This window comes from Symploca atlantica LB2515 (genome assembly GCF_052546295.1).
Window position 1 is genome coordinate 1 of the sequence record NZ_JBQWMT010000002.1, and the last position, 24,427, is coordinate 24,427.

Consider the following 24,427-nt stretch of genomic DNA (forward strand, 5'->3'; position numbering starts at 1 on the left):
TAGTAAGATGCTTGCCGCCTAAAACAATATAGGTGCTTTACCAAAAAACATTTATTCAATTCCCAGATTATGTTATCACACCCAGTCACCCCTCCTCTGCAACAGATGGCGGACGTCGCCAACGACCAACAACTCATCGACTTGTGGCTACATGACAAAAGTAGCAAAACTCAGAGGGCTTACAGTAACGATATTGAGTGCTTCCTTGAGTTTATCGAACTCAAATCTCTGCAGACGGTAACGCTCAATGATGTCCAAGCCTTCGCCACGGCTTTATCAAAGCAGGGAAAAGCTCTTGCCACTCAAAACCGACGGCTATCGGCTCTCAAGTCCCTGTTGAGTTTTGGCTATGAATTGGGTTATCTGACTTTTAATGTGGGAAACCGGCTCAAGACGCCTAAAGTCAAAAACACTTTGGCTGAGCGAATCATGAACGAAATGGAGACCATGACGCTCATCGCTCTAGAACCAAATTTTCGTAACAAGCTACTACTGAGCTTTCTCTATTACTCTGCTGCTAGGGTCTCAGAAGTAGGGGGTTTAACTTGGCGAGATTTGAAAGCAGTTGGCTCTCGCGGCCAAGTTACCCTCCACGGCAAAGGTCAAGAAACACGAGTAGTTGGATTGCCTACAGACCTTTACCAACAACTACTCAAGCTTCGGGGGAGCGCTCGTGCTGACGAGCCAGTGTTCGTCAGCCGGAAGCAGGGCAAAGGGTTGCAAGTAAGACAGATTAGGAAAATAGTCAAAGACGCCGGGAACAGAGCTGGGATTGAAAATGTTAGTCCTCACTGGTTCCGCCACTCTCACGCTTCCCATGCTTTGAATCGTGGGGCAGCACCGCAGCTTGTACAGGTAACACTGGGGCATGCCTCCCTGGTCACAACTTCGAGGTATGCCCACGCCATACCTTCCGACAGTAGCGCTCTGTACCTACCAGGGTCTAGCTGAAATAGGTTACTTACATCTAAGCTACTAAGGGATTAACGCCCATGTCTGTAACCAGTTGGCAGACAACCGCCATCTGCTGCTCTAAGTCTAATGAGGCAAAGTGTTTCAATAGTTTTGCTGCAAAGTCCGATAGCTGATAGGCAGTTGCTACAGTAACAAACTCGCCTGTATACATCCACTCAAACAACTGATACCAAAAAACCAGCTTGGTGCTATCACTCAATATTCCGTACTGACGAGTGATAGGAGTATCCACCCCTGTCACCAGGTCGCGCATCACTCGCAACTGCTCAGTATTAGACATTTGCTTAATGCGATACAGCAACCCTTGAGTTAAAAAAAGTCTTGCTGTGCCAGTAGAAACCGAATTGATGGAGCTGCCCAAGTTTTGATGAATCATCCACAACAGACCCAGTTGCTCATCAACCGCAAGGCATTTGAATGCAGCTACGGCTTCCTGCACGGCTGGCGTTAGGTCAACTGTTGAAGTGGTAGCTTTGTCAGTGGTGAAATTCATGTTTTGTTAACCTGAACACAGTTTACAAGATGTAGAGTTTTTTAGAATGGAGGGATTTTAGTATTTTCTGTTAATGGCTTCAGGAAAATTAGCAATGTTGAGCATAGTCAGAGCTAAATATACCACCTAGTTACTCTCCTCTAACATCATGTAAGTTTTACCTCTCTTAAATAATCCACCTATTGGCCGAAATTCTAACTTAGTTGCTCGTTGTTCACACAAAATTGTACAAGCATCATTATTTATACAAGATTTATACAAGCTATAAAAAAAGGAACCAAATTTGCTCCAGTTTTACCGGATAAAGTAAGTCCAAGAGCTTCTTATTCAGGCAAGAAGCCAGCCACTGGTTGTGACTATTACTAATGCCAACATGGTTGTTTTTCCTTGAAATTACCTGAATTTAAATTAGCAAAGAAACCTCCTGACATTCAAGAGATTTTAATCAGAAAATCAAATACCTATTATTAATGCTTATACTAGGGAGTTATACTTAGGGTAAAAGAAGCCGGATTTAATTCGAATTGTTGCTTTGTAGCTTTAAGTCGCAGTTAGTGGAGGGAGTGAACCTCCCCTCAGTCCCCACTCATCACAATGGTGTAAACATTACTAGAGTGAATCTCATACTCTAATCAGCATTGGTTGGCCCCAGTCTTCCTTCGGGGCTTTTTTATGCTCAAATGCAAGTTGAGTCCAGTTTGTTGACATCCCCACGGCTAGGATATAAGGGGTTCAGTTCGTCCAGGGTTCAGGATCCTCCTGAACTGATGTGTTCTTCGTGTTGACAACCGCTGCCAAGGTTAGTGAGGGAAGATGTCTAGTTAATCGTCTCAAGCACCTCAAAGGATGATTGGCTTCGTCACTGCCCTTGGGCAATCCCATTAAAAAACCCTCAGCTGGAAGCCGAGGGCAAGAATCAGGGTGCATCTACCTTTTCCTTTTACAGCAATTCAGAGACTGCATCCGGAAAAATCGAGAATTGTCATTTTGACGTTCTCCTTTTCCCTGTGCAACGAATTGATTTCTGTTTCTCAAGTAAAAATCACCCCCTTTGGGTACTTCCTCAACCCGGAATGTTCTCAGCTGCATTTGAATACATCATCAGGACATTCAATACAGGAAGCAAACCATGCCCACAGTCAATCCAATCAAAAAGCAAACACTTCTAACTCTCGTGGGAATTGCTCTAGTGAGCGCGTCTTCATTACTCGCTCCTCAAGTGGGGGCCCTCGAAGCAACAAAGAACACTTTAAAGTTTGAAGCGGCTGAATATAAGAGTACACAAACGATTAATCAGCCATCTCGCTCGATTGCTATGGCTCAGAGCCGAAATTATTGCCGACCAACAGAAAGCTTATTTGTTGTTGCAGAAACGCAAGACTTTTGGCTCAACATCTGTGGTGGTGATTTGCCCAACACCTACGTGGGTACAAACAAACGCACCGGAGATTCAATTCGCTTGCCCCTTTACAGCTATGAAGCCGACGGCAGTGCCTTTGAAGCCAGAAATGGCAATGTGAGATACTTACTCACTCGTGGTACTACCAAAGGAGATGTTTTGGTAGTGCTTCAGGGGGGACGAGAAATCCTCAGGCAGTTCGTCACTAACTGGGAGTGACAGAGCATAACCCGCCCAGCAGTGGGTCATTTTTTCCTGGAAAAACTTCCTTTTAAAAAAAGAGGGAGTTAGATAGCATAATAACTCAACTTAATTCAAGCTAGTGATTCCGTAATTCCACTGAAGTACCTAAACTTTATTACAGGTTAACTTAGTAACGTAACCAATTAATAAATCCACCAGCAGCCTTACTATAATAGTTGCAAAGACATAATTTACCTATTCAATAAGCAGTTTTTTTAGCTACATCATGAATACAGGTAATTTAAATCGGTAAATTGTGTCTACGCCAATTGATAGTAGATAGCTGGTGGTATTTTTTTCTCTAGGTGACCTAATATCCCCAGAATTATGCCATCAAATACCCGCCTTTACTTGAGATGCTCTTGTTACTGTCAACTGCCAAAGGTTGCTGTTAACTCCTAAATGACGGTACAAGTCGTTTCGCTGGCTCTCACTGAGGGTATTTAAATGTTCACGAGTTAAAGTGTAAGTGATACCACGAATTTGGCACTGTAAAGCAATATCTCTGTCAGACAGCATTATTTTTCCCTGTCTCGCTTCCTCAACTCTGAAGCTCAGCAGCTTACTTGATGTGTAAGGAAGGGAGATAATATTCGGTTTATGGTAGATATTTTTCATGTTTTTCCTTTTCCTATGACAGAAAATGCTCAGCGATTTGGGAAAATTTTCTTATTATAGTTGCCAAAGTTTTAAGAAAAGCAAACGTCTACCAAGTAGGTAGACAAAATAGCTAAACATAAAGATGTGAGGTTTTTGTGAAGTAGGTCTCAACCTAGGCTCAGTAGTCAATTGAGGATTTTTATATTTGTTTACCTAGCTGTATTGAGCTGCGCCTATCTCCTAGAAATGTAATACTAGAAATGTAACAAATTACTAATTCATCTACGTCAAGCTTAATCAGAGAAAGTAAAAAACTTGGCAAGATCTTAGTAGTTAATTATTTTACCGATACGAAATACCTATAACTCAACGAAATGGGTAGGGTTTGAGAATTTCTAGCTCATTGACATACTTCTCTCGCTATGACGTATTACCGCGAGTTGCATAGCCAGCTTAACTCTCGCTAGAGAAAACAGTTTCTTACTCCCAAATTCTCCCAACTGCTATTTAGCGCTGGGAACTGCTGTTTTGTACTCAACCAAGTTGCTACGTTGTCCTAAAAATCTGGTGAAGTGAAACTGCATTTGACCCTGTAACTGAGGAAATTTACCCACCACACAAGACAGTGCATAAAGCCAAGCCTCTTTGGAGACAAGACCTTGCTGCCGTAAATAACTAGAGATACGATAGGTCATTAAAAGATAGCCAAGCAAAAGTAACAGACTCCAGCCTCTAGTAGGCCATGCCATTCCCAACGCCAACAGTGGTATGACTAACCCCCAAAGCCAGATACTTCGGCTCTCTTTTACCCAATGCCGTTCCGGACTGCGACCATGTAACCAGGAACCCTCAGCATAAGCATGACCAGATCTTAAAAATCGCTTCCACCACTGACCAAACTTGGTCATTTGGGCATCGTGCAGCGTCATCTCTGCATCGAGGCGTAGAATCTTCCAACTCTGCTGACGTAGTCTGACGCACAATTCTGGTTCTTCACCAGCAATCAGTGTCGGATTGAATCCCTCAACTTGCTGGAAGGCTGCTACGCGCATCATCGAGTCACCACCACAAGCTGTTGCTTCTCCGACTGGTGTATCCCACTCGATATCGCACAATTTGTTGTAGATAGATTGTTCAGGGAAGCGCTCTCGTCGGCGACCACAGACTACAGCAACGCTGGGACTGGTTGCGAGTTCCCGTTGCGCATGTTCCAGCCATCCCTCAACTACCTCGCAGTCACCGTCAACAAATTGTACAAATTCAATCTGAGCATTCGTTTGCAGCAGCTGGGCAAATCCTTCGTTCCTAGCGCGAGCTGCTGTAAAGGGTATAGATAGGTCAAGTTCAACCACCTCTACCCCCAGCGACCGAGCCATCTCTACACTGCCATCTGTTGAGCCCGAGTCTACGTATACAATATGGGCTACCTTGCCAATTACTGAAAGCAGACATTGGCGCAGGCGTTGACCTTCATTTCGTCCGATGACAACCAATCCAACTTGCTTCAAACTTTACCTCTTGAATTCAACAACTGAGAGAATTTTTCTGACTGGAATGTCTTTACTGGTTTAACAGACTCACTCTTGAATGTGACTCTGGTTGAACTTACCCACGCTCAAGCATTTTTCAGCTCAGGCATTTTTGTCAATGAAGTCTATTAAGGCATCATATCTAGGGGAACCGTCTTGCTCCACATGTTCTAATGCACCCCAACTTCCCCATTTACTGGGTTTACCGATGTCTGTGAAATGCATGAATAAAGTACGCGTTCCTTGAGAACTTTTCCAAGCCTCTAACATCTCGGTATAGATATCGTAAAGTTCTGGCTTTCTATGTAATTTTATAAAAAATTCGGTAAGTTTCTCATTATTTTCCACTCCTCCTCTACCCACAACATGGGTGCCACCTTCGTAAACTACTAATTCTAAACCTTTGTCTTGAGCTATTTTTGAATAATCTTCAAAAAGTGGTTTTAAACCTTTGACACTGTACTCTTCTTTACCAAATACACTGCCATTTTTTAGTTGGGTTATGCCTTGTTCAAATTCATCAACTTTGGGATTATTTAGCCAGGAATCTATAGCACTTTCATATTCTGGTCTACCTAGTCCTCCAGCAAAGTAGCTGGCTATTGCTAGAGCGTCAATACCGTGCTTATAGCAAGGAGATTCTTGCCATTGATCACAATTTAAAGCTTGCTGGGCTACCCAAGGGTTAACTGTCTGAGTTCCCATAACGCACTTGATTCGTTTACTTTCCTGCTCAAATACGCTTTTCCAACTGTCGCATATTTGAGCAGTTCTTACACCGTAGGATTGGTAGGGTGAAGCTTTAGAAATAAGACCGTTTTCTTTAAGCCAATGGAATTGCTTAAACTGAGGATTCCAGACTTCATTGGAGTACTCTAAGTAGATAGTTAAATTTGGATCTAACTTCTCTTTTACTAGCCGAGCAAAGTTAGTTATATATTCATCAGTTGCCCTGTGCGGTATATTAAACCAAGGGTCAACCTTGAGACGATTGGCTAGTGCCACCATAATTTCTATGGGTACGCCTTTTTCGTAACCATAGGAGGCATCTTCTACTTTTGGTCTATTTGCCCATTCACTTTGTAAAGAGTTATTTGTGTCCATCCAGTCCATGAAGCGAACAGCACTAAATTTTTTGATTTTGTCGATAAATTTAGGATTAAATATTTGGGATTGGTAACTATCTTCATTTTTGGCTAGAACAACACGAATATTGCGAAGATAATTACCAGTTTTATTCGGGTCAGTAGAGGCAATAATTAGATGTATACCATTGGGCGAGGGATTGACATTAATTACATCCCTCCCCGGCTGCGACGCTGCTTCGTCTTTTTGAGCATCAAATTTATATTCTATTGTGCCTTCTCCCTCATAGAGAACCACATACTTCCCTGAAGGATAAGGATCTACTCCTCTAAGTAGTAGTGTACCGACACGAGTGTACTCAAGAGAGTTTTCCGGAGCTGGCAAAGACTTAACCCAACCAGATTCGTCCAAGTCTAATTTGTCTTCTTCATGAGTATCCCAAGAACTATTACATCCTGGTTCTTCAGAGGCGCATTGAGTAATCCATTTTCTAGAAGATTTAAAGGCATCTAAAAATGGCATTTCTGTTGACCAGTCTCTAACACCACTTAGATTAGTGCCTAAAGCAGAAGATTTAGTATTATTAGATTGTGCTGTATTAGTATTATTCTCAGTTAATGTAGTGGCTTCTGTTTTTAAACTTGTGGATTGATTATTTGGCGATGTTGAACCACAAGCTATCAAAACTAAGGTTAAGCCGATACAGAAAAGAGTAGCTAAATTAAATAAATTTGAGCTTTTTTGATTTTTGAATTTCCAAAATCGGAGTTTCATAAACTTCATCTAATAAAGTCAATCATCTTCAGGCAAATTGATTGATATGTTTATTTATCAGTTTGATTTGGCTAGCTCTCAGATATTTTCTTAAAAATTGTTATGACAAGCTTACTTTATTTAAGATATCTTGATTTTTCTAAATAAAGTAAGCTGACCCCTCGTTAAATCGTCAGCTTAATCCTCTTGCGTCACTTTGGGGAAAAATCTGGAATCTTCGTGGGCTGTATCCTCGAAAAATCGTCAATTTATCCGAGAGTGATCAAAGAGGACTAAGGTTGTATTAACTCAATCTAAGTAATCAATATTAGCTTTTCTCTGTTGAGATCTCAAGGGAGCATCCAGTTTTGAAAGAAACATAATTGTTGGCGACGGAAAGCCAATAGTATTGTTTGTCTAAAAAAAATATATCCGCCGAAACTGGATGCTCCCGATCTCCAGCAAGTTCTTTTGGGAGTGAGAGCATTACCCATTAAGAACTAAAAACTCAAGTATTCTCCTCTAGATTTTCTTCGAGGGGATAGAGAAAGAGATAGAGTTGCTATTGGGGCTAAACTGCAAAAAACAAAAGGCTGAGAATATTTACCTCTGCTTTTTGGCACTATAACCGACTCTGTCTAGGCATTTGCGTAGACTTTATTGTAGTAAGCTTGATACTCATCCGATAGCAAGGGTTGCCACCAATCACGGTGAGTCAAATACCACTCAATTGTACGACGGAGTCCTCCTTCTACCGTTTCTGCTGGAACCCAACCCAGTTCAGTTCTGATTTTGGTAGCATCAATAGCATAGCGGCGGTCATGTCCAGGTCGGTCTTTGACAAAAGTAATTAGTTCTTCAGCCGGACGCACAGGTAAATCCGGTGCTAACTCATTCATTAGTTCGCAAATTTGGTGCACGAGGTCGATATTTTTGACTTCGTTATTGCCACCAATGTTGTAGGTTTCGCCTGGTTGGCCTTTGTTAATCACTACATCTAGAGCATGGCAATGATCTCCAACATACAGCCAATCCCGAATGTTTTGTCCATCCCCATATACTGGTAGTGGTTTGCCCAGCAAGATGTTGATACACATCAGGGGAATCAATTTTTCCGGGAAGTGGTATGGCCCGTAGTTATTAGAGCAATTAGTGATTATGGTAGGCAAGCCATAGGTATGATAGTAAGCTCGTGCTAGATGATCGCTGCCAGCTTTAGAAGCCGAGTAAGGACTATTAGGAGCGTAGGGCGTAGTTTCGGTAAAGGGGTGATCAAGAGAGCTAAGACTACCATAGACTTCATCTGTGGAAACATGGAGAAAGCGATAATTGGAACGATTTTCCGAGGAGTTATCGCCATCTAGTTGCCCCTGATTCTCCCAGTGATGCCGAAAGCTATCCAAGAGTGTGAAGGTACCGACAACATTGGTACTGATGAACGCATCAGGTCCCAAAATCGAGCGGTCAACGTGGGATTCCGCAGCAAAGTGAGCCACTGTGTTAATCGCTTCTTCCCGGAGTAAAGCATCTATCAAGGGACGATTGCAGATATCTCCCTGGACAAACCGGAAATTTTCTCGTTCTGCTAAATCTGCCAAATTTTGACGGTTACCGGCATAGGTGAGAGCATCGAGTACGACTACGCGGTCATCAGGGTAGTTTTCACACCAGTGATGGACAAAATTTGAGCCAATAAATCCGGCACCACCCGTAATCAGTAAACGGCGCGGTTCTCTTGATATTTGCTGTTCTTGTTGAGAAAATGTCATGTTTTTACCGCTAAAACTAGTTCAATTTAATAGTTGACATCAAAAATTTTCCTAAGCCAAGAGTCAATAAACTGAGTTTAGTGGACTAATGAACTAGATCATTTGCCTGTACCTTATCTAAACAACCCTTAATTTTTTCTGCCAGGAATTGCACATGGGGTGCTTGTAAGATGCCCAGGTGGTCACCTGGAATATCAAAGACATCTAATCCTCCAACAGCTAATCTCTCCCAGCCCAATTTAGGATCAAGAAATTTGTAATAGTTTAAATTGTCAGGATGGTCTAGAGACCTGAAAATACTCAGTCTGCCTGAATAGGGTTGCACGACATAGTTTCTCTTTGCCTCTTGGTTTTCCTTTAAAATTTCTAAGCGACGTTGGTCGTTAGATGAGAGGGAATGATTCTCTAAGTTAGACTTACCGTAATTCGCTTCGAGTATTTTTTGAGGATTATGGGCAGGATTTTTTAGCTTATCAAGAAAGTAGGAAGGTCCCCGAAATAAAAAGTTAATTAAGTGACCAAAAAACCGTTCGGGGATTGATAATGATTTGCTAAAATCTGGTCCTGGTGTATCAAATAAGCACAGGAGAGCAACTTTGTGACCTTGCGCTGAGAGCTGCTGAGCCATCTCATAGGCTACTAAACCCCCAAAAGATACGCCAGCTAGACAATAAGGACCTTCAGGTTTGAAGCTGCGCATGTCTTTGATGTATTGAGCCGCCATATCCTCAATTCGATTGAAGAAAGGCTGTGTTAATCCCATGCTCTGTGATGCTAGTCCGTAGACAGGTTGCTCTGGACCTAAATGACTGATCAGGGGTCGGTAGAAGTGAAAGCCATCGCCAAGCACATGGACGGCGAACAGAGGCACTCTGGAACCGCCTCGTTGAATCTGCAACAGAGTAGAGGCTGGTGCTAAATCTTCTTCCTGAGCTAGGAGGCTGGCTAATTGACTAATCGTTGGTGCTTGTGAGAGGGCAGCCAGAGACAATTTTTTGCCAGATATTTGCTCAACTTCACTGAAAAGTTGCGCGGCTAGGAGAGAGTGTCCTCCTAATTCAAAGAAATTGTCTTGGACGCTAACGGAATGCATGCCTAAGAGCTTTTCCCAAATCTGCGTCAATTGAACTTCCAAACCGTCCTGGGGAGCTACAGATGCTCGCTTTTCCTCAGAATGTTTCTGGTGAGGTTCTGGTAAAGAGAGGCGATCTAATTTACCATTCGGCGTTAGGGGTAAGGTATCCAGGAGCACGAAGGCAGAAGGTATCATGTAGTCTGGCAGCTTCTCGGCTAGGAAGTTGCGAAGTTTCTTAGATAATGTGGTTTGCTTGATTTCATCGGAAGGTAACCGAGGCACTAGATAAGCTACAAGGCGCTTCTCCCCAGGTATGCTCTCTCTGGCTGTGACGACAGCTTGCTTAACACTGGGGTATTGTTCTAGAAAAGACTCGATTTCCCCAAGTTCAACTCGCATCCCCCGGATCTTTACTTGGAAGTCAACACGACTGAGGATTTCTAGGCTGCCATCTGGCAAGTAACGAGCTAAGTCGCCAGTTTTGAAGAGTCGTTGAGTTGACTCGGATTCAAGAGAGCCTTCCTCGATAAAAGGATTGGCAATAAACTTTTCGGCATTGAGTTCAGGAAGGTTGAGATAGCCACGAGCCAGACAACCACCCGTCATATGCAGTTCCCCTACTTCTCCTGCTGGTACTGGTTGGAGATGCTCGTCGAGAATATAGGCTTGGTTATGGGGATAGGGATAGCCTACGGGTAGATATCCCTTTTCCTGGTTAAACTCTTCTGGCACAGCATAGGCACAGTTGCCAATGGTTTCTGTTTGACCGTAGACATTAAAAAAGCGCACTTTGCCTTGAAACAGGTGGCGCAGTTTTTGGTGCAGTTGACAGGGTGTGATTTCACCAGACAAAACGATAAATCGCAGTTTCGACTGGAGTAGAGCATCGGTACGTGCTTTATCCAAATTGTCTAAAGCTTGAAGTCCATAGCGCCAAACTGAAGAAACCCCATCAGAAACAGTGACCCCCTGAGTTTGGATCTGCTCGAACAGACTCAGGGGATTTTTGGTTTGTTCGCTACTGGCAATCAGTACTTGCGCTCCCCGGGACAGAGGCAGCATTAACTGCCTCACTGAGGAAGAAAATGAGAAAGAAGCTGTGTGGAGATAGACATCATCAGCCTGAATTGGTAAAACTTGGCTGAGTGCCTCAATATAGCACTTGACATTGGCACGGGGCATTTGCACCCCTTTTGGTCTGCCGGTCGAACCAGAGGTATACATTACGTAGGCGAGGTTGTCTGGTCTCACTTCGCTTTTGGGGGGTTCTTCGCTCTCTTGAGCAATAGTTTCCCAATCTGTATCTAGGCAGAGTAGGGGTATCTCCTGTTGGGGAAGTTCTTTGACAAGATGGCTCTGAGTTAACAGGAGTGGTACTTGGGTTTCTTCGAGAATGTAAGCAAGACGCTCTTGGGGATAGGTTGGATCTAGGGGAACGTAGGCTCCACCTGCCTTGAGGATGCCCAAAATTCCCACCACCATCTCTAGGGAGCGTTCGGCGCAGATTCCTATCAATACCTCAGAGTCTACGCCGCGCTTTTTGAGATAGTTAGCTAGCTGGTTCGCCTTAGCGTTGAGTTTTTGATAAGTTAACTGCTGATTTTCAAATACTAATGCGACCGCGTCTGGGGTAACCTCGGCCTGCAACTCAAAAAGCTGATGCATATAGGCAATATCCAATAGGAAATTCTGAATATTTTTGGTAGATCCATCGTTTTTAATTGTTTCTGTAGATCTGTTATCCTGAGCAAAAACTAGTAAATCGGTCACGCCAGCTCAATTTGCGAATCATCACCGATGAGGAAACGTAAAGCTTTAGGACGTTGGGGAGCTACTTTCAGCTCAGCACGTTGTCCCACCACGCTGTCAACAATTCGCTGCTGAATGCCGATAATTTTTGCACCTTGTAAAATCACACTATGCTCAAGGTCGGCATCAATTAGAGTTACTTGGTTCGCCACGCTACTGTAAGGACCAATAAAGCAGTTTTCTAGGTAGCAGTCGTTGCCAATAGTGACTGGACCTCGAATTGTACAATTGACAATCCGAGACCCAGGACCAATTTGTACCCGTCCAATTACCTGACTTTTAGAGTCAACTTCACCCTCAACTGCGGCTGCTAGACGAGTATCTAGAATAATCCGGTTGGCTTCTAAAAGGTCGTCTTTTTTACCAGTGTCTAACCACCAACCTTCGAGTTGACGAGCTTCAACTTTTTTGGGTTGATCAATTAGGAACTGAATCGCATCAGTAATTTCTAGTTCGCCTCGAGGAGAAGGTTGAATATTAGCAATGGCGTGATGGACATGATTAGAAAATAGGTAAATTCCCACTAGTGCCAGATTAGAAGGGGGAATTTTGGGTTTTTCTAATAGCTGCAATACTCGCCCATCTTCGTCAATCTTAGCAACTCCAAAAGCACTGGGATTGGGAACTGCGCACAGTAGTGTCAAGGCATCTAGGGAGCGTTCTTTAAATTGTTCGATAAATAGACGCAGGTCACTCTCAACCAGGTTATCTCCCAGATACATCAAAAACGGTGCATCTTCCAGAAATGGCTGAGCCACTTTTACTGCGTGAGCTAGTCCTGCTGGTTTGTCTTGAAGAATGTAGGTGATTTTGGCACCAAAGCGATCGCCGTTGCCGGTTTTGGCTTTGATTTCTTCCCCAGTTTCTGGACTGATGATAATACCGATATCTGTGATGCCAGCGGCAACAATTGCTTCAATTCCGTACCAGAGAATTGGCTTGTTGGCAACAGGAACCAATTGCTTGGCACCCGTATAGGTCAAGGGTCGCAGACGTGTTCCTTTGCCACCCGAGAGGATAAGTGCTTTCATAATTATTTTTGAGAGTAAAGTTGTCTAAGCATTTGCCGGAGTCCGGAACGCCAATGGGGAGGATGGTTTCCCAAAGCTGTTGATATCTTCTGGCGCGAGAGTACTGAATAGGCTGGACGTGGTGCTGGTGTGGGATATTCAAGCGTCGTAATTGGTACAACACGGCGCACTTTCAAAGGGAAGCCTAGTTGTTGGGCTTCCTCAAAGATAGCCACGGCGAAATCATACCAACTAATTGCGCCACTATTGGTAAAGTGATAGATACCTCTCAGAGGCAATCTCCCCGGTTCTGGGTTGATTTGGGGCAACAGTTGGATGATCGCTTGGGCCAGATCTCCAGTCCAGGAAGGGGTTCCCACCTGGTCAACCACGACACGCAGCTCTTCGCGCTCAGCTCCAACGCGCAGCATGGTTTTGACGAAGTTACCCTTACCGTAAACGCCATAAACCCAGGCAGTTCTAAGAATCAGGTGGCGCTCACAGCTTCTCTGAATCCCCTCCTCTCCTAGTAGCTTGGATTGGCCATAGGTATTAATTGGATTGGGGGTATCTTCCTCTGTGTAGGGGGTGTTTTTCTGACCATCAAATACATAGTCTGTGGAAATATGTATCAAGGCAGCTCCCAGCCGCTGAGTTTCTTCTGCCATGATCGTGGGAGCTGTGGCGTTAATTGATTTTGCCAGTTCAGTTTCCGTTTCTGCTTTGTCAACCGCTGTATAAGCAGCCGCATTAACTATTAGATCTGGTTTGACTTCGCCGATGACTTGACGAATTTTGTCGGGTTGGGCTAAATCTAAAGTCCGGCGGTCAACACTAGTTACCTCCCCCAGAGGAGTTAGAGTTTCTTGCAGTTCCTGACCTAGTTGTCCAGCAGCACCAGTTAGTAAGATGCGCTTCATGAGTAGACCTCAGCTGTCTTGAGTGACTGAGCAGCTTGATCTTTAGTAGACAATATGGGCTCTGTGGTCAGGGGCCAAGCGATCGCTAAATCTGGGTCATTCCAGAGTAAGCTTCGCTCATGCTGGGGAGCATAGTAATCGGTGGCTTTGTAAAGTACTTCTGCCACTTCCGAAACAACTAAAAAGCCGTGGGCAAATCCTGGTGGTACCCAAAACATTCGCTTATTCTCAGCACTGAGGAGGCAGCCAACTGATTGACCAAAGGTGGGAGAACTTTTTCTGATGTCTACAGCAACATCAAATACAGTCCCAACAATTGCCCGTACTAACTTACCTTGAGGTTGCTGAATCTGATAATGCAAACCCCGCAGGACATTTTGCACTGAACGGGAGTGATTATCTTGGACAAAATCATTAGCTACACCGGCTTTTTCAGTAAAAGCTTTTTGGTTGTAGCTTTCGTAGAAAAAACCACGGTCATCCCCAAAAACTCGGGGTTCAATAATCAAAACTTCAGGAATTTCACTCTGAATAATATTCATTAGACTCTCTCATTTACCACCGCTCATGCTAAGAAATATATTTATCTAGTTAGTCAGGCTCTAAAACTTTACAAACTAGCGGCAATGTAAAAATTTAGTAAAGATGCCAAAGTTTTGCTGCTTTCCTAAAAAGATAGAAATAACTGCGTGTTATGTTAAATAACACCCATTAATAAATAATGAATAGCATCGTAGATCTACTGATGATTTTTTGTTCATCAGAAGATAAATATATACGATCAAGATGCATTGGATTAGAAAGAAACATACTACTAAATAGCCAAAGCATCATGAGCCTCAGCAATGCCCCTGATTGGGTTGTAGGTTATTTCTCCAAAGTTAACACTAAAAAGATATAAATGAAAACTCCTGTTATTGCAATTGGACTGGATGCAGCTGAGCCATCTGTACTCGAAAAATGGATGTCTCAAGGATACCTAAAAAATATGTGCCGCCTGCGTGAGCAGGGAACTTATGGACGCCTGAAAAACTTTGAAGCTTTCAGTGCAGAAACACCCTGGACAACGTTTGCCACTGGCTGCCAACCGCAAAAAACTGGTTATTGGTCACCACTAAAGTTGCGCGAAGGTTCTTATCAGGTTGAAACGCGTGCCGCCTATGAGTACGCTGAATACCCTCCGTTTTATGCGCTGGGTGAAGGGTATCGGGTGGCAGCTTTTGACCTACCTCAAGTTCGACTCACCCCAAAAGTAAATGGGCCGCAGGTTGCGGCTTGGGGAGCTCATTCTCCACAAGTTCCCAGCGAATCTTTACCAGCCTCTCTCTTTCAAGAACTAGTTGACAAGCATGGAGTACATCCAGGTCTACACAAGGACTATGCAGTGTGCCTGGATTTGAAAACAACCTGTCACCTACAGCAAGTTCTGGAAACAGGTATCTCCCGTCGTTCTGCCATCTGTCAAGATCTACTAACAAGGGAGCCATGGGACTTATTTTTGACGGTATTTGGTGAAGCCCATGCAGCTGGTCACAACTTTTGGCAATTGAGTCAGGCAGATCATCCTCTTTATGAGATGTTAAGTCCTCAGGTCTCAAGTGATCCAATGCTGGCAGTCTTCCAAGCAATTGATCAAGCTATTGGTGAGATTTTGGCGAAGGCACCAAAGGATGCCCGTGTTGTCATCTTTTCGGCTCACGGTATGGGGCCAAACACCATGGATTTGCCTAGTACTACCTTCCTACCTGAATTTCTTTACCGTCTTAGTTTTCCAGGAAAATTTGGACTGGCTAATGGTGAGTTGGGAACTCCCCTGGAACCGCCAATAACCAAAATGAAATGGAACTACTGGGAGCGACATCTTTGGGGTACTAAGTATGACCCTAATCCCATCAGAAGATTTTTAAGACGAGAAACTCCTACTAGACTTTTCCAACTAATAGAGCCATTTTTAGAGTCCTCCCAAAAACCTGATTTAATCTCTCCCTTTAAACTAAGCAAGCAAACAGATGTGGTGCCTTTTCAGCCAGCTAATTGGTACACACCGCTTTGGCCCTACATGAAAGCATTTGCTCTACCTTCTTTTGCGGAAGGTTATATCCGGATTAATCTCCAGGGACGAGAACCTCAAGGAATTGTGCCGCAATCTGAATACAATGCCTTTTGTGATGAGCTGATTGAGAAGCTTCGCGCTCTTAAAGATGCACGCACAGGTATACCTATGGCTAAGGACATCATACGGACACGGCAGTTCCCAACTGATAATGATCCCAAGCTGCCTGATGCAGACTTAGTCATTGTCTGGCAAGAAGAGTATGCGACAGATGTAGTTGAAAGTCCAGAGTTAGGACGTATTGGTCCTGTACCCCATTATCGTTCCGGGAGCCATCGTCCTGAAGGATTTCTCATCGCCTCAGGTTTAGGTGTTGCCAGCAATGTCAACTTACCCACGGGTCATGCTCTTGATATTCCGCCCACGATTTTGAAATTGATGGATGTACCAATTCCTAAACACTTAGAGGGTAAACCACTGCGAATTTTAGAGACAGAGCTTGCACATCTTTGATTTCTATTCAACAACTCCAGAAAGCAGGGAACTGCAAACTTTGTAATCGGTTAGATTCTCTTCCGGATACCCCACCAGAACGAAGACTCCGGTGGGGTTAACTAACTCGTCTAGATAAGTGAACCAAAGTTTAGCTGTAGATCTGTAAGATTGCTGGAGCTGCTATCAGTTAAACATGCTGATCATGACTTGGTGTAAGCTTTTTGCCCACTTATTCCAGTTGAGACGTGTCTCGTATTCCTCTCTAGAAGAGAGTATTAATTGTTGATAAGAGGTTTGATCATATAAGTTTTTTACTATTAAACTAGCATAATCATCGCCTGAAGCAGACATGGGTAACATATAGCCATTTTTTCCGTTATTAATAATTGTAGGAATTCCACCTGTTTCAGTTGCGATGACAGGTAAACCAAAAGCATTCGCTTCACAAATTGCAATGGGAGAACAATCAGCACGAGTGGGGAATAAGAGAAAATGCGACTGTAAAAATGACTTATTTAGCTCATCTTGTTGCTGAGGAATATTCTTATTTAAAAAAGGAATAACTGTTAATCTCTCATGTTTAATCTCATCTGGTGGTACACAGCCTACTACAAATAATTCAGCATCAATTCCTTGGTTGAGTAGAGAAATAAGCGTTTCCAAGGCAATAATTCCACCTTTGCGATGCCAATCTACACCAACAAACAGTAAACGACAGTGAGACTCATTAAATTTTGAGGATATCTCATCAATCAAAGGAACACTGTCTAAGTTAGCTCCGAAGGGAATTACTTCAATTTTGTCCGGTTCTGCTTGATAGTCATGAATAGCAGAATTAGCTGCCCAGTTTGAGGAATAAACTAATTTTTGGGCTTTTTTTATAGCGGTCAATTCCTGTTTCTTATGAATAGCAAATTCTTCTGAATCAGAGTAATTTTTGTAACACTCATTGATTAAGCTAGGAGTGGCATCTGATAGATAAACAATAGGAATGTTGGTTTCTAGGAAACTCAATTCCCCTGAAGCCACAGGGGCAAAAATTACATCACAAGTTGTTTTTTTAAGTTGTTTTTGTACTTGCTCAGCAAAAGTTTTATATTTTTCAGTAGGACTTGGTGATTTGAATCCTAATGAAGAAATTTTTGACTGAGCTTTCTTGGAAATCTTTTGTAAAAGAGAAGGTTTCTTGGGAAATCCGAGATTAATTAACTGAATATCCCTTGATTGCAAAGCTTTGTGCATGTAATAGGGAGTGCCAGAAAATGCGGTTTTATCTAAATAGTTATGAAAAGAGAAAAATCCAATGCGTAAACCCTGCATATATTTTCTTCTCAGGTAAAGTTGGTAGTGCTCTTATGCTGGTTCAGAAATGTCTAAAAATGCGCAAATAGCGATTCTCGACAAAATTAACCGATAGGTTCACTATTAGCTAACTAAATTGTAGATGCCTGATGTCAAAATTCATTCAAGTTACGGCAGCTCAGTAGAAGAGCTGCTTCACTGGCAATACTTCTGAATCGATGTGTTATCGCTTTACCAGCACTTAAAAAGACACCAGGTAATTTTAACCTTTATCTGTTATTTTTGATACCCACAAAGAAAATAGACATCTCCGAAAAAGAACCTGAGACTCTTGTGCTACTTGAGCTAAGATCTAATTTATGGAGAGGTCTAATGGATCACTGAACACTTTTTCCAACCAGCAGCAATACCTCTCACGGTGTTAGATAAGAGTCGTAAGAGGCAAGCATGAAACAATTATTAATTTAATTAAGATTTGTCTTGAGAATTTTTTGACTCAATAATCTTAGCGGGAATGCCAACAGCAGTTTTACCAGGAGGAATATCTGATAGAACTACAGCATTAGCACCAATGTTTGCGTCGTCTCCAATGGAGATATTGCCGAAAATTTTCGCCCCAGCACCAACATTGACACGGGAACCCAATTTAGGAGCATCGAACGGACGTTCTAGATAACGATTGCCCAGCGTCACACCTTGACGAATAATACTATCATCGCCAATTAAGCAATTGCCATGAATAACGATCGCTCCTTGGTGTTCAATAACCACGCGGCGACCAAGCTCAACCGTGTAAGGTAATTCAATTCCGTAGGTATTACGGATTTTTCGGTACAGTGACCGGTAGAGTATGCTGAAAGGAGCCCGCAGTAATTTGGGTTCAACCTTCATTCTCCAGACCCCAAAGCGATGAACTGCGACTGCCCGAAATCCAGGCTTAGTCCAATCACGCCCGTGAGCAGTCCAGTCTTCTTTAATCTGTTGCCAGAGTCCTAAAGTAGTAGACTCTGATCTATTGGCATCTAATGCTAGATCTGGCTGTGTGACCATAATTTCTCTATTACGGCTTCAATATTTTTGCTAAGAATATCAAGTCTCTTGTCCAGTTTTAGCTTGATTAAGAGACTTTATGAGTTTTTAAGGCAGTGCCTTTGAGAAAAAAGCTGTTACGGAGAAAATCAGCAAATAATTTGGGCGGATCATTACTAGACTTGCCTTGAATCACTCGGCGTAAACTCCACAAAGCAAAAGCAGAAGCCCAAGCATGATCTGCTAAAGCTGCATACAACCAACCATAGTTTTTGAGAAAGTACCTTCGCCTTGAATCAAAAACATATTGTGGTCGGCGTTTTGGTTGCTGCTTGGTGTTGGTTACACCGGAACTTTGCCCAACTAAGTGAACAACCCGACTTTGAGGTACATACCAACAACTCCAACCAGCCCGCTTAGCTTGTAGGCAAAAGTCCATTTCTTCGTAATACATGAAATAGGCTTCGTCCATCAAGCCAGCAGTCTCAAATACCTCGCGGCGAACAATCATGCTGGCCCCAGCCACCCAATCGGTTTGACAGATTTCTTCAGAAATTGGCGGCGCGATTACCCATCTGGTCAATAACTTGGATACTATGCCAAGACGCAAACCAGAATCGAACTCACTCAACATTGTATGGAAACGAAAAGCGGAATACTGCGGCGTGGCATCAGGATCTTCGAGGCGGCTGCCAGCAATTCCGGCTTTTGGGTTTTCGTTCATAAAGTCCACCAGTAGCTTTAAGGCACCAGGGCGAACAATTGTGTCTGGGTTGAGCAAGAGAATATAGGGAGGTGGATTGGTAGAGTTCAGTGCCGGACGGATCACAGCGTTGTTACCGAAAGCAAAACCACCGTTGCACTCTAGGGGCATGACTGAAGCCCAGTCACTCCAGCCCTCAGTATCAATCGCGCTTTTAATTTTTTCAACTGACTGATCACCGGAATCATTGTCAGAAACTACTACACGAGTGCCGGGTAAAGATTGCACTTCAGGCACTAAAGAGTGCAGGCAGTCGATTGTCAGACCAGGTGTTCGGTAGTTAACAATTACTACCAGCAAGAGAGTTGGGTTATCTGACTCAACTGTATTAGACATAAGGCTAGTTCTATTTTTGATAATAAGATAGATACCATTTAACAAACTGAGCAATGCCCGTCTCAATTGAGGTTGTGGGTTTAAAACCAGTTTCTAATTCCAGCTCAGTAATATCGGCATAGGTAATAGGTACATCCCCTGGCTGCATCGGTAATAGGTTCTTTTGAGCCTCTTTACCAAGGCATTTCTCTAAGACTTCGATAAATTCCAGCAAAGGCACTGGCTGATTATTACCGATGTTGTAAATTTTGTAAGGAGCTTTGGTGGTGTTAGAGTTAGCTTCCGGTGAGTTGGGAGGCGAGTCGGGATTGGAAGTAGGAATACGGTCTAGCACCCGCACCACACCCTCAACAATGTCGTCAATATAAGTAAAGTCACGCTGCATCTTACCGTGGTTGAAGACCTGAATTGGCTGGCCTGCTAGAATTGCCCGCGTAAATAAAAAATATGCCATATCAGGTCTCCCCCAAGGTCCGTAGACCGTAAAGAAACGTAGACCTGTTGTTGGCAGGTTGTACAAATGGCTGTAGGCATGAGCCATTAGTTCATTCGCCTTCTTTGTGGCAGCGTACAGACTGACTGGGTGATCTACAAAATCTTCTACCGAGAAGGGAATTTTGGTATTTGCCCCGTAGACAGAGCTGGAAGAGGCAAACACTAAATGTTTGACTCCGGAATGACGACAACCTTCTAAAATATTAACAAAACCTATCAAGTTGCTGTCAGAGTAGGCGTAGGGGTTTTTGAGCGAGTACCGTACACCTGCCTGGGCTGCCAAGTGAGCTACTTTTTCTGGTTGATGCTCGGCAAATAAAGATGCCATCCCGTCGCGATTTGCCAGGTCTAGCTTCGCGAACTCAAAATTAGACTGGTTTTCTAGTTGGGCTAACCGTGCTTGCTTTAGATTCACGTCGTAATAGTCGTTCAGGTTATCGATACCAACGACTGATTCTCCTCTAGCCAAAAGTTTTTGGCATAGATGAAACCCGATAAAACCCGCTGCTCCCGTAACTAAAATAATTCCCATGTCTAAACCATGATGCCTTATTTTACTATTTCACTCGCTCTTAACTTTAAGCTAAAATCCCTCTCCCATCAGCTTAAAAATGCAGTTGCACTCAATCCCAGGGCTATCTTTTAACAAGAATCCTCAAGGAAAACACTGCTTGTCTCAGTGGCAAATGCTGGGTTTTTTCGAGATAGCCACGAGGAGCGATTCGGACTTGACTGGTGTTAACTTTTTGCACTCTGTGAAAGGCTTTTGTTGCTCTGGATAAAAAAACAAATGCCGAGCCTTCTTTTCTATAGTGTTCGTCCTTTAACTCAAAGGCTTTGTTACTAAGGCTCGGCATTTTTATAGAACTGAGTTTCCCGCCCATAGAGATACACACCTTACTGTAGATGGTATCTCTGGCATAAAAAGGTTCCTTGAAGTTGCACTAGCTAACGGAGACTGGCATTTCCACCAGCGGTTTGCCTTCAAAGTGTTCAGGGATTGGTGCCCCCATTAAATTGAGAATTGTGGGTGCTAAATCTAGTGAATGACCAGCAGGCAAGTCAGACCCAGCCTCAATATTGGGACCACTAGCTAGAATGAATCCATCAGAACGATGGCTTCCTGTCCGCAGAAAAGGAATAGGGCCGATACGCCCCATATCAGGACTATCAACAATGTCAGTAACGCATTGCTCTTGCCAAGTAACTACTAAATCTGCATCGGGTAGCTTGGGGTCACGGTCGGTTGCTTCTTGGCGCATCCGAATAATATCCTTAACCATGGGCTGACCTGTGCGAGCATCTTTGAGACGATAGAGCTTTTCAATCAGTTCGTCGCAAACAGCGTTGTATTCAGAAGGAGGGACAATTCCCTGTGACTCTCGTCCTTGCAGATTGATGCGAATATATCCTTCTGAAAAGCTTGGTAGGGCAAACGCTTTCATCTGCGGCCACAGATGCTTATACCAAACTGCTGGTTGGAAGCATTCTGGCTGCGACTGCTCATAGAGCTTGAAAGGAGACATCAGGTCGGGTTGTGGAGAACTACCCAAAAATGGCTCTAGGCGATCAAAATATCTCGGTGGGAGATGACGGCGCAAAAATCCTTTAATCGGATTTGATTCGTGCTTTGAGTTCCAAAGTGCTCTAACCCAACCCAGTTTTTTGGTAAGTTCCACTAAGGGTGGCTTGAGAGTGCTACCCAATTTATGGGGGGCTAATCCCAATTTGTCTGGGAAACTAAATCGGTAGAGAAACTCCGGTAAGAACACCATGCTAGGAATGTCCATAACATTGGTGCCCATACCATGAGCAGCAAAAACTATAACATGAGCATTTTCTGGGGCTTTAGTCAGAATTCCACCAATGGCTTGGTCTATTGCCTCGAAAACTTCTAAAAGAGGATCGGCAGATAAATTTTTGCCCATTGATTCGTACAGGGGATGATCTGGCTGACTCAGGTGCCAGAAGTAATGACCTGCGGAATGGGTTTCTCCAAAAATTGTCAAGAACAAATCCCACGGCTCTTGCTGCAAGAGATCTTGACAAATAGTCGAGCGGCGCGAGATACCAGTCTCAAGCTTTTTCTGAAGACGTTCCATAGACTCCAGATTGAGAATATTGGCACCGTCGTTGCGCAAAGCTGGATGCTCGCCGTGCTTATTAACTATTTCTTGAAATAGGGATGCGGGCTGAGAATGACTAGGAGTTTGAGGAGAATGAGCTCCCCAAGCTAGGACTTGCAAACCCTTTACTTGGTCAGAGAGCGGAGCCTGAGGCATATCAAATACTGCTACTCTACGCTCCTCACCTAGAGCATAAAACGGTTGATGCTCAGCAAAATTGTAGGCTTCAACTACTTCTATAGAATAGTTATTTTCATAATATTTTATCGGTGACCAGTACCCTGTTTTTTGAGGTGAGCAACCAGTCAGGAAAGTTGTCCATGGTGTCTCTGCCCGGTAAGCCTCAAAGGTTTTCAGGCGTCCGTAAGCTCCTTGCTCTCGCAAGCGGCGCAAATTTTTCAGATGTCCTTGAGACATCCATTTTTCAATTAAGGCGGGGTCAGCTGCATCTAGCCCAATCGCAATGACGGGGTTTTTCATCTCTCTTATTTAGTCCTTACTCTGATGGTTATAATAAATTTTGTAGAGATTAGAAATAGCCTAAAATAAAGTCATTCTCTTCTAAGCTGATCAAGGTACTTAATTTAGCAGAATTTATTTTGTCTTCTTCTGGTTAATAGATTTTCCTAAATCCAGATTAACATTTCCCTTAGTCAAGTAGGTAAAAAGCTGTTAAAGCTACGTAAAACTATCATAAAATTTTGCTCACTTTTCATGATAATTATCCAAAACTAGAGTTTATACTGTATGACTTGTTGAACCTAAATAACCTGATTTCGATTGGGGTAATCTTTTCTTCGTCCGATTAGATTCTGGTTCTTTGAGAATAACCCCTGCAATTGCTCCATTAGCAACGACGTAAATCGGGTTGACCATCGCATTTAAGAGACAGTCAATCATGAATAAAATTAAAACCATTGCCAGTACAGCTGCTGGTGCAACTTTGCGATTAGACCACAAACTGGCTGGATAGCGAAACCAAAACAAGCTCACTACAGGAAGTAACATTGAGGCTGTTAAGCTGGCTATTCCAACAGTGCCATGGTGACCAAAAGCAATAATCCACAAGCTATCTTGGATGGTTAGCTGTTTGCCATCTTCGTCGAAGATGAGAGCTCTTCCCCATCCCCCCCAGCCAAACATTTTTCTCTCCCGCGCTTTATCTGTGAGTAGCTCTTCATTGTTAAACCTAAATTCTAAGGATTGGACACGTTCTTCAGGCATTCCAGCTCCCTTTAAAGAAGTGATAATTTGATCAGTAAAATAGGTTTCGGTTTCTGCGTTGATATATAAATAGGAACAAATAGATAAAACGACAAGAAATGCTGGGATAGCAGTGCGAAAATACTTGCCAATAAATAAGATGACTAGTCCTAATCCTAGATAGATATACGCACCTGTAGATTTGCACAAGACAAATGTAACTAACAGTGCTGCTACTAACCAAGTAACGGGAATGTTCCAGATTTGCTTAACGACCCCAGTTCTCCATAACCAAATACCAATCAGCGTAGCTGTCATCATCCACATGCCCACTGCTAGACCGTGCCGCATAAACACTGTCGGTCTAAATCCCCCTAAACGGATTGACATGCCAAAACCACTAGGATGACCGCCGTAAAGTATATTGTGGAGCTGCGGACTCAGACGGATTTCATACAAGCACAAAGGAACATAAACTAGCCCACCAACAAAAATACCAACCGCCAGTTTGCGTAGTCCGGCTAAGTCATTGAGATAGATCCGACCCAAAAAATAGGGCACTCCCCAGCTCATAGTTTGCGTAACAGCAGTTGTTACTCCATCGTACAAACCCAGACCGTTGGTCATTGATGAAGCAATAGGACATAGACACCAAATCAGCATTGGTATGTCAATCCAACCAAAGCGAAATAAACTAAAACGCCCAAAATCAAAGATAAAAGTAGCTAGTAGAACACCATAGGAAGTTGCCGACGCCTTGTCGTAGTCTGGGAGTGCCGGTAGTTCCAAGCCTGCTTCTGGCAGGAATAGCCATGCCCCAATAAAACTGATAACTATTGCCCGTTGAGCCGGAAACCTCATAAATATATAGAGGACGACCGGAATCCAGGCAAACATGACAAGGGGTACTAGTAAACTTGGAGGGGAAAATGGGTTACTGAGAAACTTAAATCCCATGGTTGTC

The 24,427-nt window shown here is 43.3% G+C and carries 19 protein-coding genes; 3 read left to right on the forward strand and 16 right to left on the reverse strand.

Annotation, left to right across the window (positions count from 1 at the left end; all coding sequences use genetic code 11):
• The first annotated feature begins 69 nt into the window (after positions 1–69).
• Entirely contained in the window at positions 70–951 is an 882-nt protein-coding gene (locus ACT7WV_RS25425; protein ID WP_445105744.1) for a tyrosine-type recombinase/integrase, read from the forward strand.
• Positions 952–967: 16 nt separating this feature from the next.
• On the opposite strand, the gene ACT7WV_RS25430 is transcribed toward ACT7WV_RS25425, so the two are convergent.
• Both ACT7WV_RS25430 and ACT7WV_RS25435 read right to left on the reverse strand, forming a co-directional pair.
• Positions 968–1,468, reverse strand: a complete 501-nt coding sequence (locus tag ACT7WV_RS25430; protein ID WP_445105745.1) for an orange carotenoid protein N-terminal domain-containing protein — start codon at positions 1,466–1,468, stop codon at positions 968–970.
• A 732-nt stretch (positions 1,469–2,200) separates the two neighbouring features.
• A complete protein-coding gene (locus ACT7WV_RS25435; protein WP_445105746.1) occupies positions 2,201–2,350 on the reverse strand; it encodes a hypothetical protein in 150 nt (49 codons plus the stop codon).
• A 247-nt stretch (positions 2,351–2,597) separates the two neighbouring features.
• Between ACT7WV_RS25435 and ACT7WV_RS25440 the strand changes: the two genes are divergently transcribed.
• Positions 2,598–3,086, forward strand: coding sequence for a hypothetical protein (locus ACT7WV_RS25440; protein ID WP_445105747.1), 489 nt, complete (start codon positions 2,598–2,600; stop codon positions 3,084–3,086).
• 357 nt (positions 3,087–3,443) lie between these two features.
• Here the strand turns inward: ACT7WV_RS25440 and ACT7WV_RS25445 are convergent, their stop codons facing one another.
• The 8 genes from ACT7WV_RS25445 to rfbC all read right to left on the reverse strand — a co-directional run bounded on the left by ACT7WV_RS25445 (position 3,444) and on the right by rfbC (position 14,203).
• Positions 3,444–3,728 carry a hypothetical protein gene (locus ACT7WV_RS25445; RefSeq protein ID WP_445105748.1) on the reverse strand — a complete coding sequence of 95 codons (285 nt, stop codon included), beginning with the start codon at positions 3,726–3,728 and terminating at the stop codon, positions 3,444–3,446.
• Between the two features lie 485 nt (positions 3,729–4,213).
• Positions 4,214–5,218: a glycosyltransferase family 2 protein gene (locus ACT7WV_RS25450; protein WP_445105749.1), complete on the reverse strand. Its 1,005-nt coding sequence runs from the start codon at positions 5,216–5,218 to the stop codon at positions 4,214–4,216.
• 123 nt (positions 5,219–5,341) lie between these two features.
• Positions 5,342–7,099, reverse strand: a complete 1,758-nt coding sequence (locus tag ACT7WV_RS25455; protein ID WP_445105750.1) for a cellulose-binding protein — start codon at positions 7,097–7,099, stop codon at positions 5,342–5,344.
• 617 nt (positions 7,100–7,716) lie between these two features.
• Positions 7,717–8,847 carry a dTDP-glucose 4,6-dehydratase gene (gene rfbB / locus ACT7WV_RS25460; RefSeq protein WP_445105751.1) on the reverse strand — a complete coding sequence of 377 codons (1,131 nt, stop codon included), beginning with the start codon at positions 8,845–8,847 and terminating at the stop codon, positions 7,717–7,719.
• 85 nt (positions 8,848–8,932) lie between these two features.
• Positions 8,933–11,692, reverse strand: a complete 2,760-nt coding sequence (locus ACT7WV_RS25465; protein WP_445105752.1) for a non-ribosomal peptide synthetase — start codon at positions 11,690–11,692, stop codon at positions 8,933–8,935.
• Entirely contained in the window at positions 11,689–12,762 is a 1,074-nt protein-coding gene (locus ACT7WV_RS25470; RefSeq protein WP_445105753.1) for a glucose-1-phosphate thymidylyltransferase, read from the reverse strand. The genes ACT7WV_RS25465 and ACT7WV_RS25470 overlap by 4 nt, the downstream gene beginning before the upstream one ends.
• 2 nt (positions 12,763–12,764) lie before the next feature.
• Positions 12,765–13,661, reverse strand: coding sequence for a dTDP-4-dehydrorhamnose reductase (rfbD, locus tag ACT7WV_RS25475; protein WP_445105754.1), 897 nt, complete (start codon positions 13,659–13,661; stop codon positions 12,765–12,767).
• The gene (rfbC, locus tag ACT7WV_RS25480) at positions 13,658–14,203 is read right to left on the reverse strand and encodes a dTDP-4-dehydrorhamnose 3,5-epimerase (RefSeq protein ID WP_445105755.1); all 546 of its coding nucleotides are present in this window, start codon (positions 14,201–14,203) and stop codon (positions 13,658–13,660) included. Before rfbC ends, rfbD begins: the two co-directional genes overlap by 4 nt.
• 359 nt (positions 14,204–14,562) lie before the next feature.
• Between rfbC and ACT7WV_RS25485 the strand changes: the two genes are divergently transcribed.
• Positions 14,563–16,227, forward strand: coding sequence for an alkaline phosphatase family protein (locus ACT7WV_RS25485; RefSeq protein ID WP_445105756.1), 1,665 nt, complete (start codon positions 14,563–14,565; stop codon positions 16,225–16,227).
• A gap of 165 nt (positions 16,228–16,392) precedes the next feature.
• On the opposite strand, the gene ACT7WV_RS25490 is transcribed toward ACT7WV_RS25485, so the two are convergent.
• The 6 genes from ACT7WV_RS25490 to ACT7WV_RS25515 all read right to left on the reverse strand — a co-directional run bounded on the left by ACT7WV_RS25490 (position 16,393) and on the right by ACT7WV_RS25515 (position 24,420).
• Complete coding sequence (locus ACT7WV_RS25490) at positions 16,393–17,529, reverse strand: glycosyltransferase family 4 protein (protein WP_445105757.1); 1,137 nt, start codon at positions 17,527–17,529, stop codon at positions 16,393–16,395.
• 450 nt (positions 17,530–17,979) lie between these two features.
• Complete coding sequence (locus ACT7WV_RS25495) at positions 17,980–18,561, reverse strand: serine O-acetyltransferase (protein ID WP_445105758.1); 582 nt, start codon at positions 18,559–18,561, stop codon at positions 17,980–17,982.
• A gap of 67 nt (positions 18,562–18,628) precedes the next feature.
• Positions 18,629–19,639: a glycosyltransferase family 2 protein gene (locus ACT7WV_RS25500; protein ID WP_445105759.1), complete on the reverse strand. Its 1,011-nt coding sequence runs from the start codon at positions 19,637–19,639 to the stop codon at positions 18,629–18,631.
• A 10-nt stretch (positions 19,640–19,649) separates the two neighbouring features.
• Complete coding sequence (locus ACT7WV_RS25505; RefSeq protein ID WP_445105760.1) at positions 19,650–20,666, reverse strand: NAD-dependent epimerase; 1,017 nt, start codon at positions 20,664–20,666, stop codon at positions 19,650–19,652.
• A 412-nt stretch (positions 20,667–21,078) separates the two neighbouring features.
• Entirely contained in the window at positions 21,079–22,740 is a 1,662-nt protein-coding gene (locus tag ACT7WV_RS25510) for an alkaline phosphatase family protein (protein ID WP_445105761.1), read from the reverse strand.
• A gap of 258 nt (positions 22,741–22,998) precedes the next feature.
• Entirely contained in the window at positions 22,999–24,420 is a 1,422-nt protein-coding gene (locus ACT7WV_RS25515) for an O-antigen ligase domain-containing protein (protein ID WP_445105762.1), read from the reverse strand.
• Positions 24,421–24,427 lie beyond the last annotated feature (7 nt).

Excerpts from the sequence above, each read along its gene's own strand:
- ACT7WV_RS25485 (WP_445105756.1), top strand. The coding sequence starts at position 14,563 with ATGAAAACTCCTGTTATTGCAATTGGACTGGATGCAGCTGAGCCATCT.
- ACT7WV_RS25455 (WP_445105750.1), bottom strand. The coding sequence starts at position 7,099 with ATGAAACTCCGATTTTGGAAATTCAAAAATCAAAAAAGCTCAAATTTA.
- ACT7WV_RS25495 (WP_445105758.1), bottom strand. The coding sequence starts at position 18,561 with ATGGTCACACAGCCAGATCTAGCATTAGATGCCAATAGATCAGAGTCT.
- ACT7WV_RS25470 (WP_445105753.1), bottom strand. The coding sequence starts at position 12,762 with ATGAAAGCACTTATCCTCTCGGGTGGCAAAGGAACACGTCTGCGACCC.
- ACT7WV_RS25435 (WP_445105746.1), bottom strand. The coding sequence starts at position 2,350 with ATGGGATTGCCCAAGGGCAGTGACGAAGCCAATCATCCTTTGAGGTGC.
- ACT7WV_RS25505 (WP_445105760.1), bottom strand. The coding sequence starts at position 20,666 with ATGGGAATTATTTTAGTTACGGGAGCAGCGGGTTTTATCGGGTTTCAT.
- ACT7WV_RS25425 (WP_445105744.1), top strand. The coding sequence starts at position 70 with ATGTTATCACACCCAGTCACCCCTCCTCTGCAACAGATGGCGGACGTC.
- ACT7WV_RS25490 (WP_445105757.1), bottom strand. The coding sequence starts at position 17,529 with ATGCAGGGTTTACGCATTGGATTTTTCTCTTTTCATAACTATTTAGAT.
- ACT7WV_RS25515 (WP_445105762.1), bottom strand. The coding sequence starts at position 24,420 with ATGGGATTTAAGTTTCTCAGTAACCCATTTTCCCCTCCAAGTTTACTA.
- ACT7WV_RS25500 (WP_445105759.1), bottom strand. The coding sequence starts at position 19,639 with ATGTCTAATACAGTTGAGTCAGATAACCCAACTCTCTTGCTGGTAGTA.
- ACT7WV_RS25445 (WP_445105748.1), bottom strand. The coding sequence starts at position 3,728 with ATGAAAAATATCTACCATAAACCGAATATTATCTCCCTTCCTTACACA.
- ACT7WV_RS25430 (WP_445105745.1), bottom strand. The coding sequence starts at position 1,468 with ATGAATTTCACCACTGACAAAGCTACCACTTCAACAGTTGACCTAACG.
- rfbD (WP_445105754.1), bottom strand. The coding sequence starts at position 13,661 with ATGAAGCGCATCTTACTAACTGGTGCTGCTGGACAACTAGGTCAGGAA.
- rfbB (WP_445105751.1), bottom strand. The coding sequence starts at position 8,847 with ATGACATTTTCTCAACAAGAACAGCAAATATCAAGAGAACCGCGCCGT.
- ACT7WV_RS25510 (WP_445105761.1), bottom strand. The coding sequence starts at position 22,740 with ATGAAAAACCCCGTCATTGCGATTGGGCTAGATGCAGCTGACCCCGCC.
- rfbC (WP_445105755.1), bottom strand. The coding sequence starts at position 14,203 with ATGAATATTATTCAGAGTGAAATTCCTGAAGTTTTGATTATTGAACCC.
- ACT7WV_RS25440 (WP_445105747.1), top strand. The coding sequence starts at position 2,598 with ATGCCCACAGTCAATCCAATCAAAAAGCAAACACTTCTAACTCTCGTG.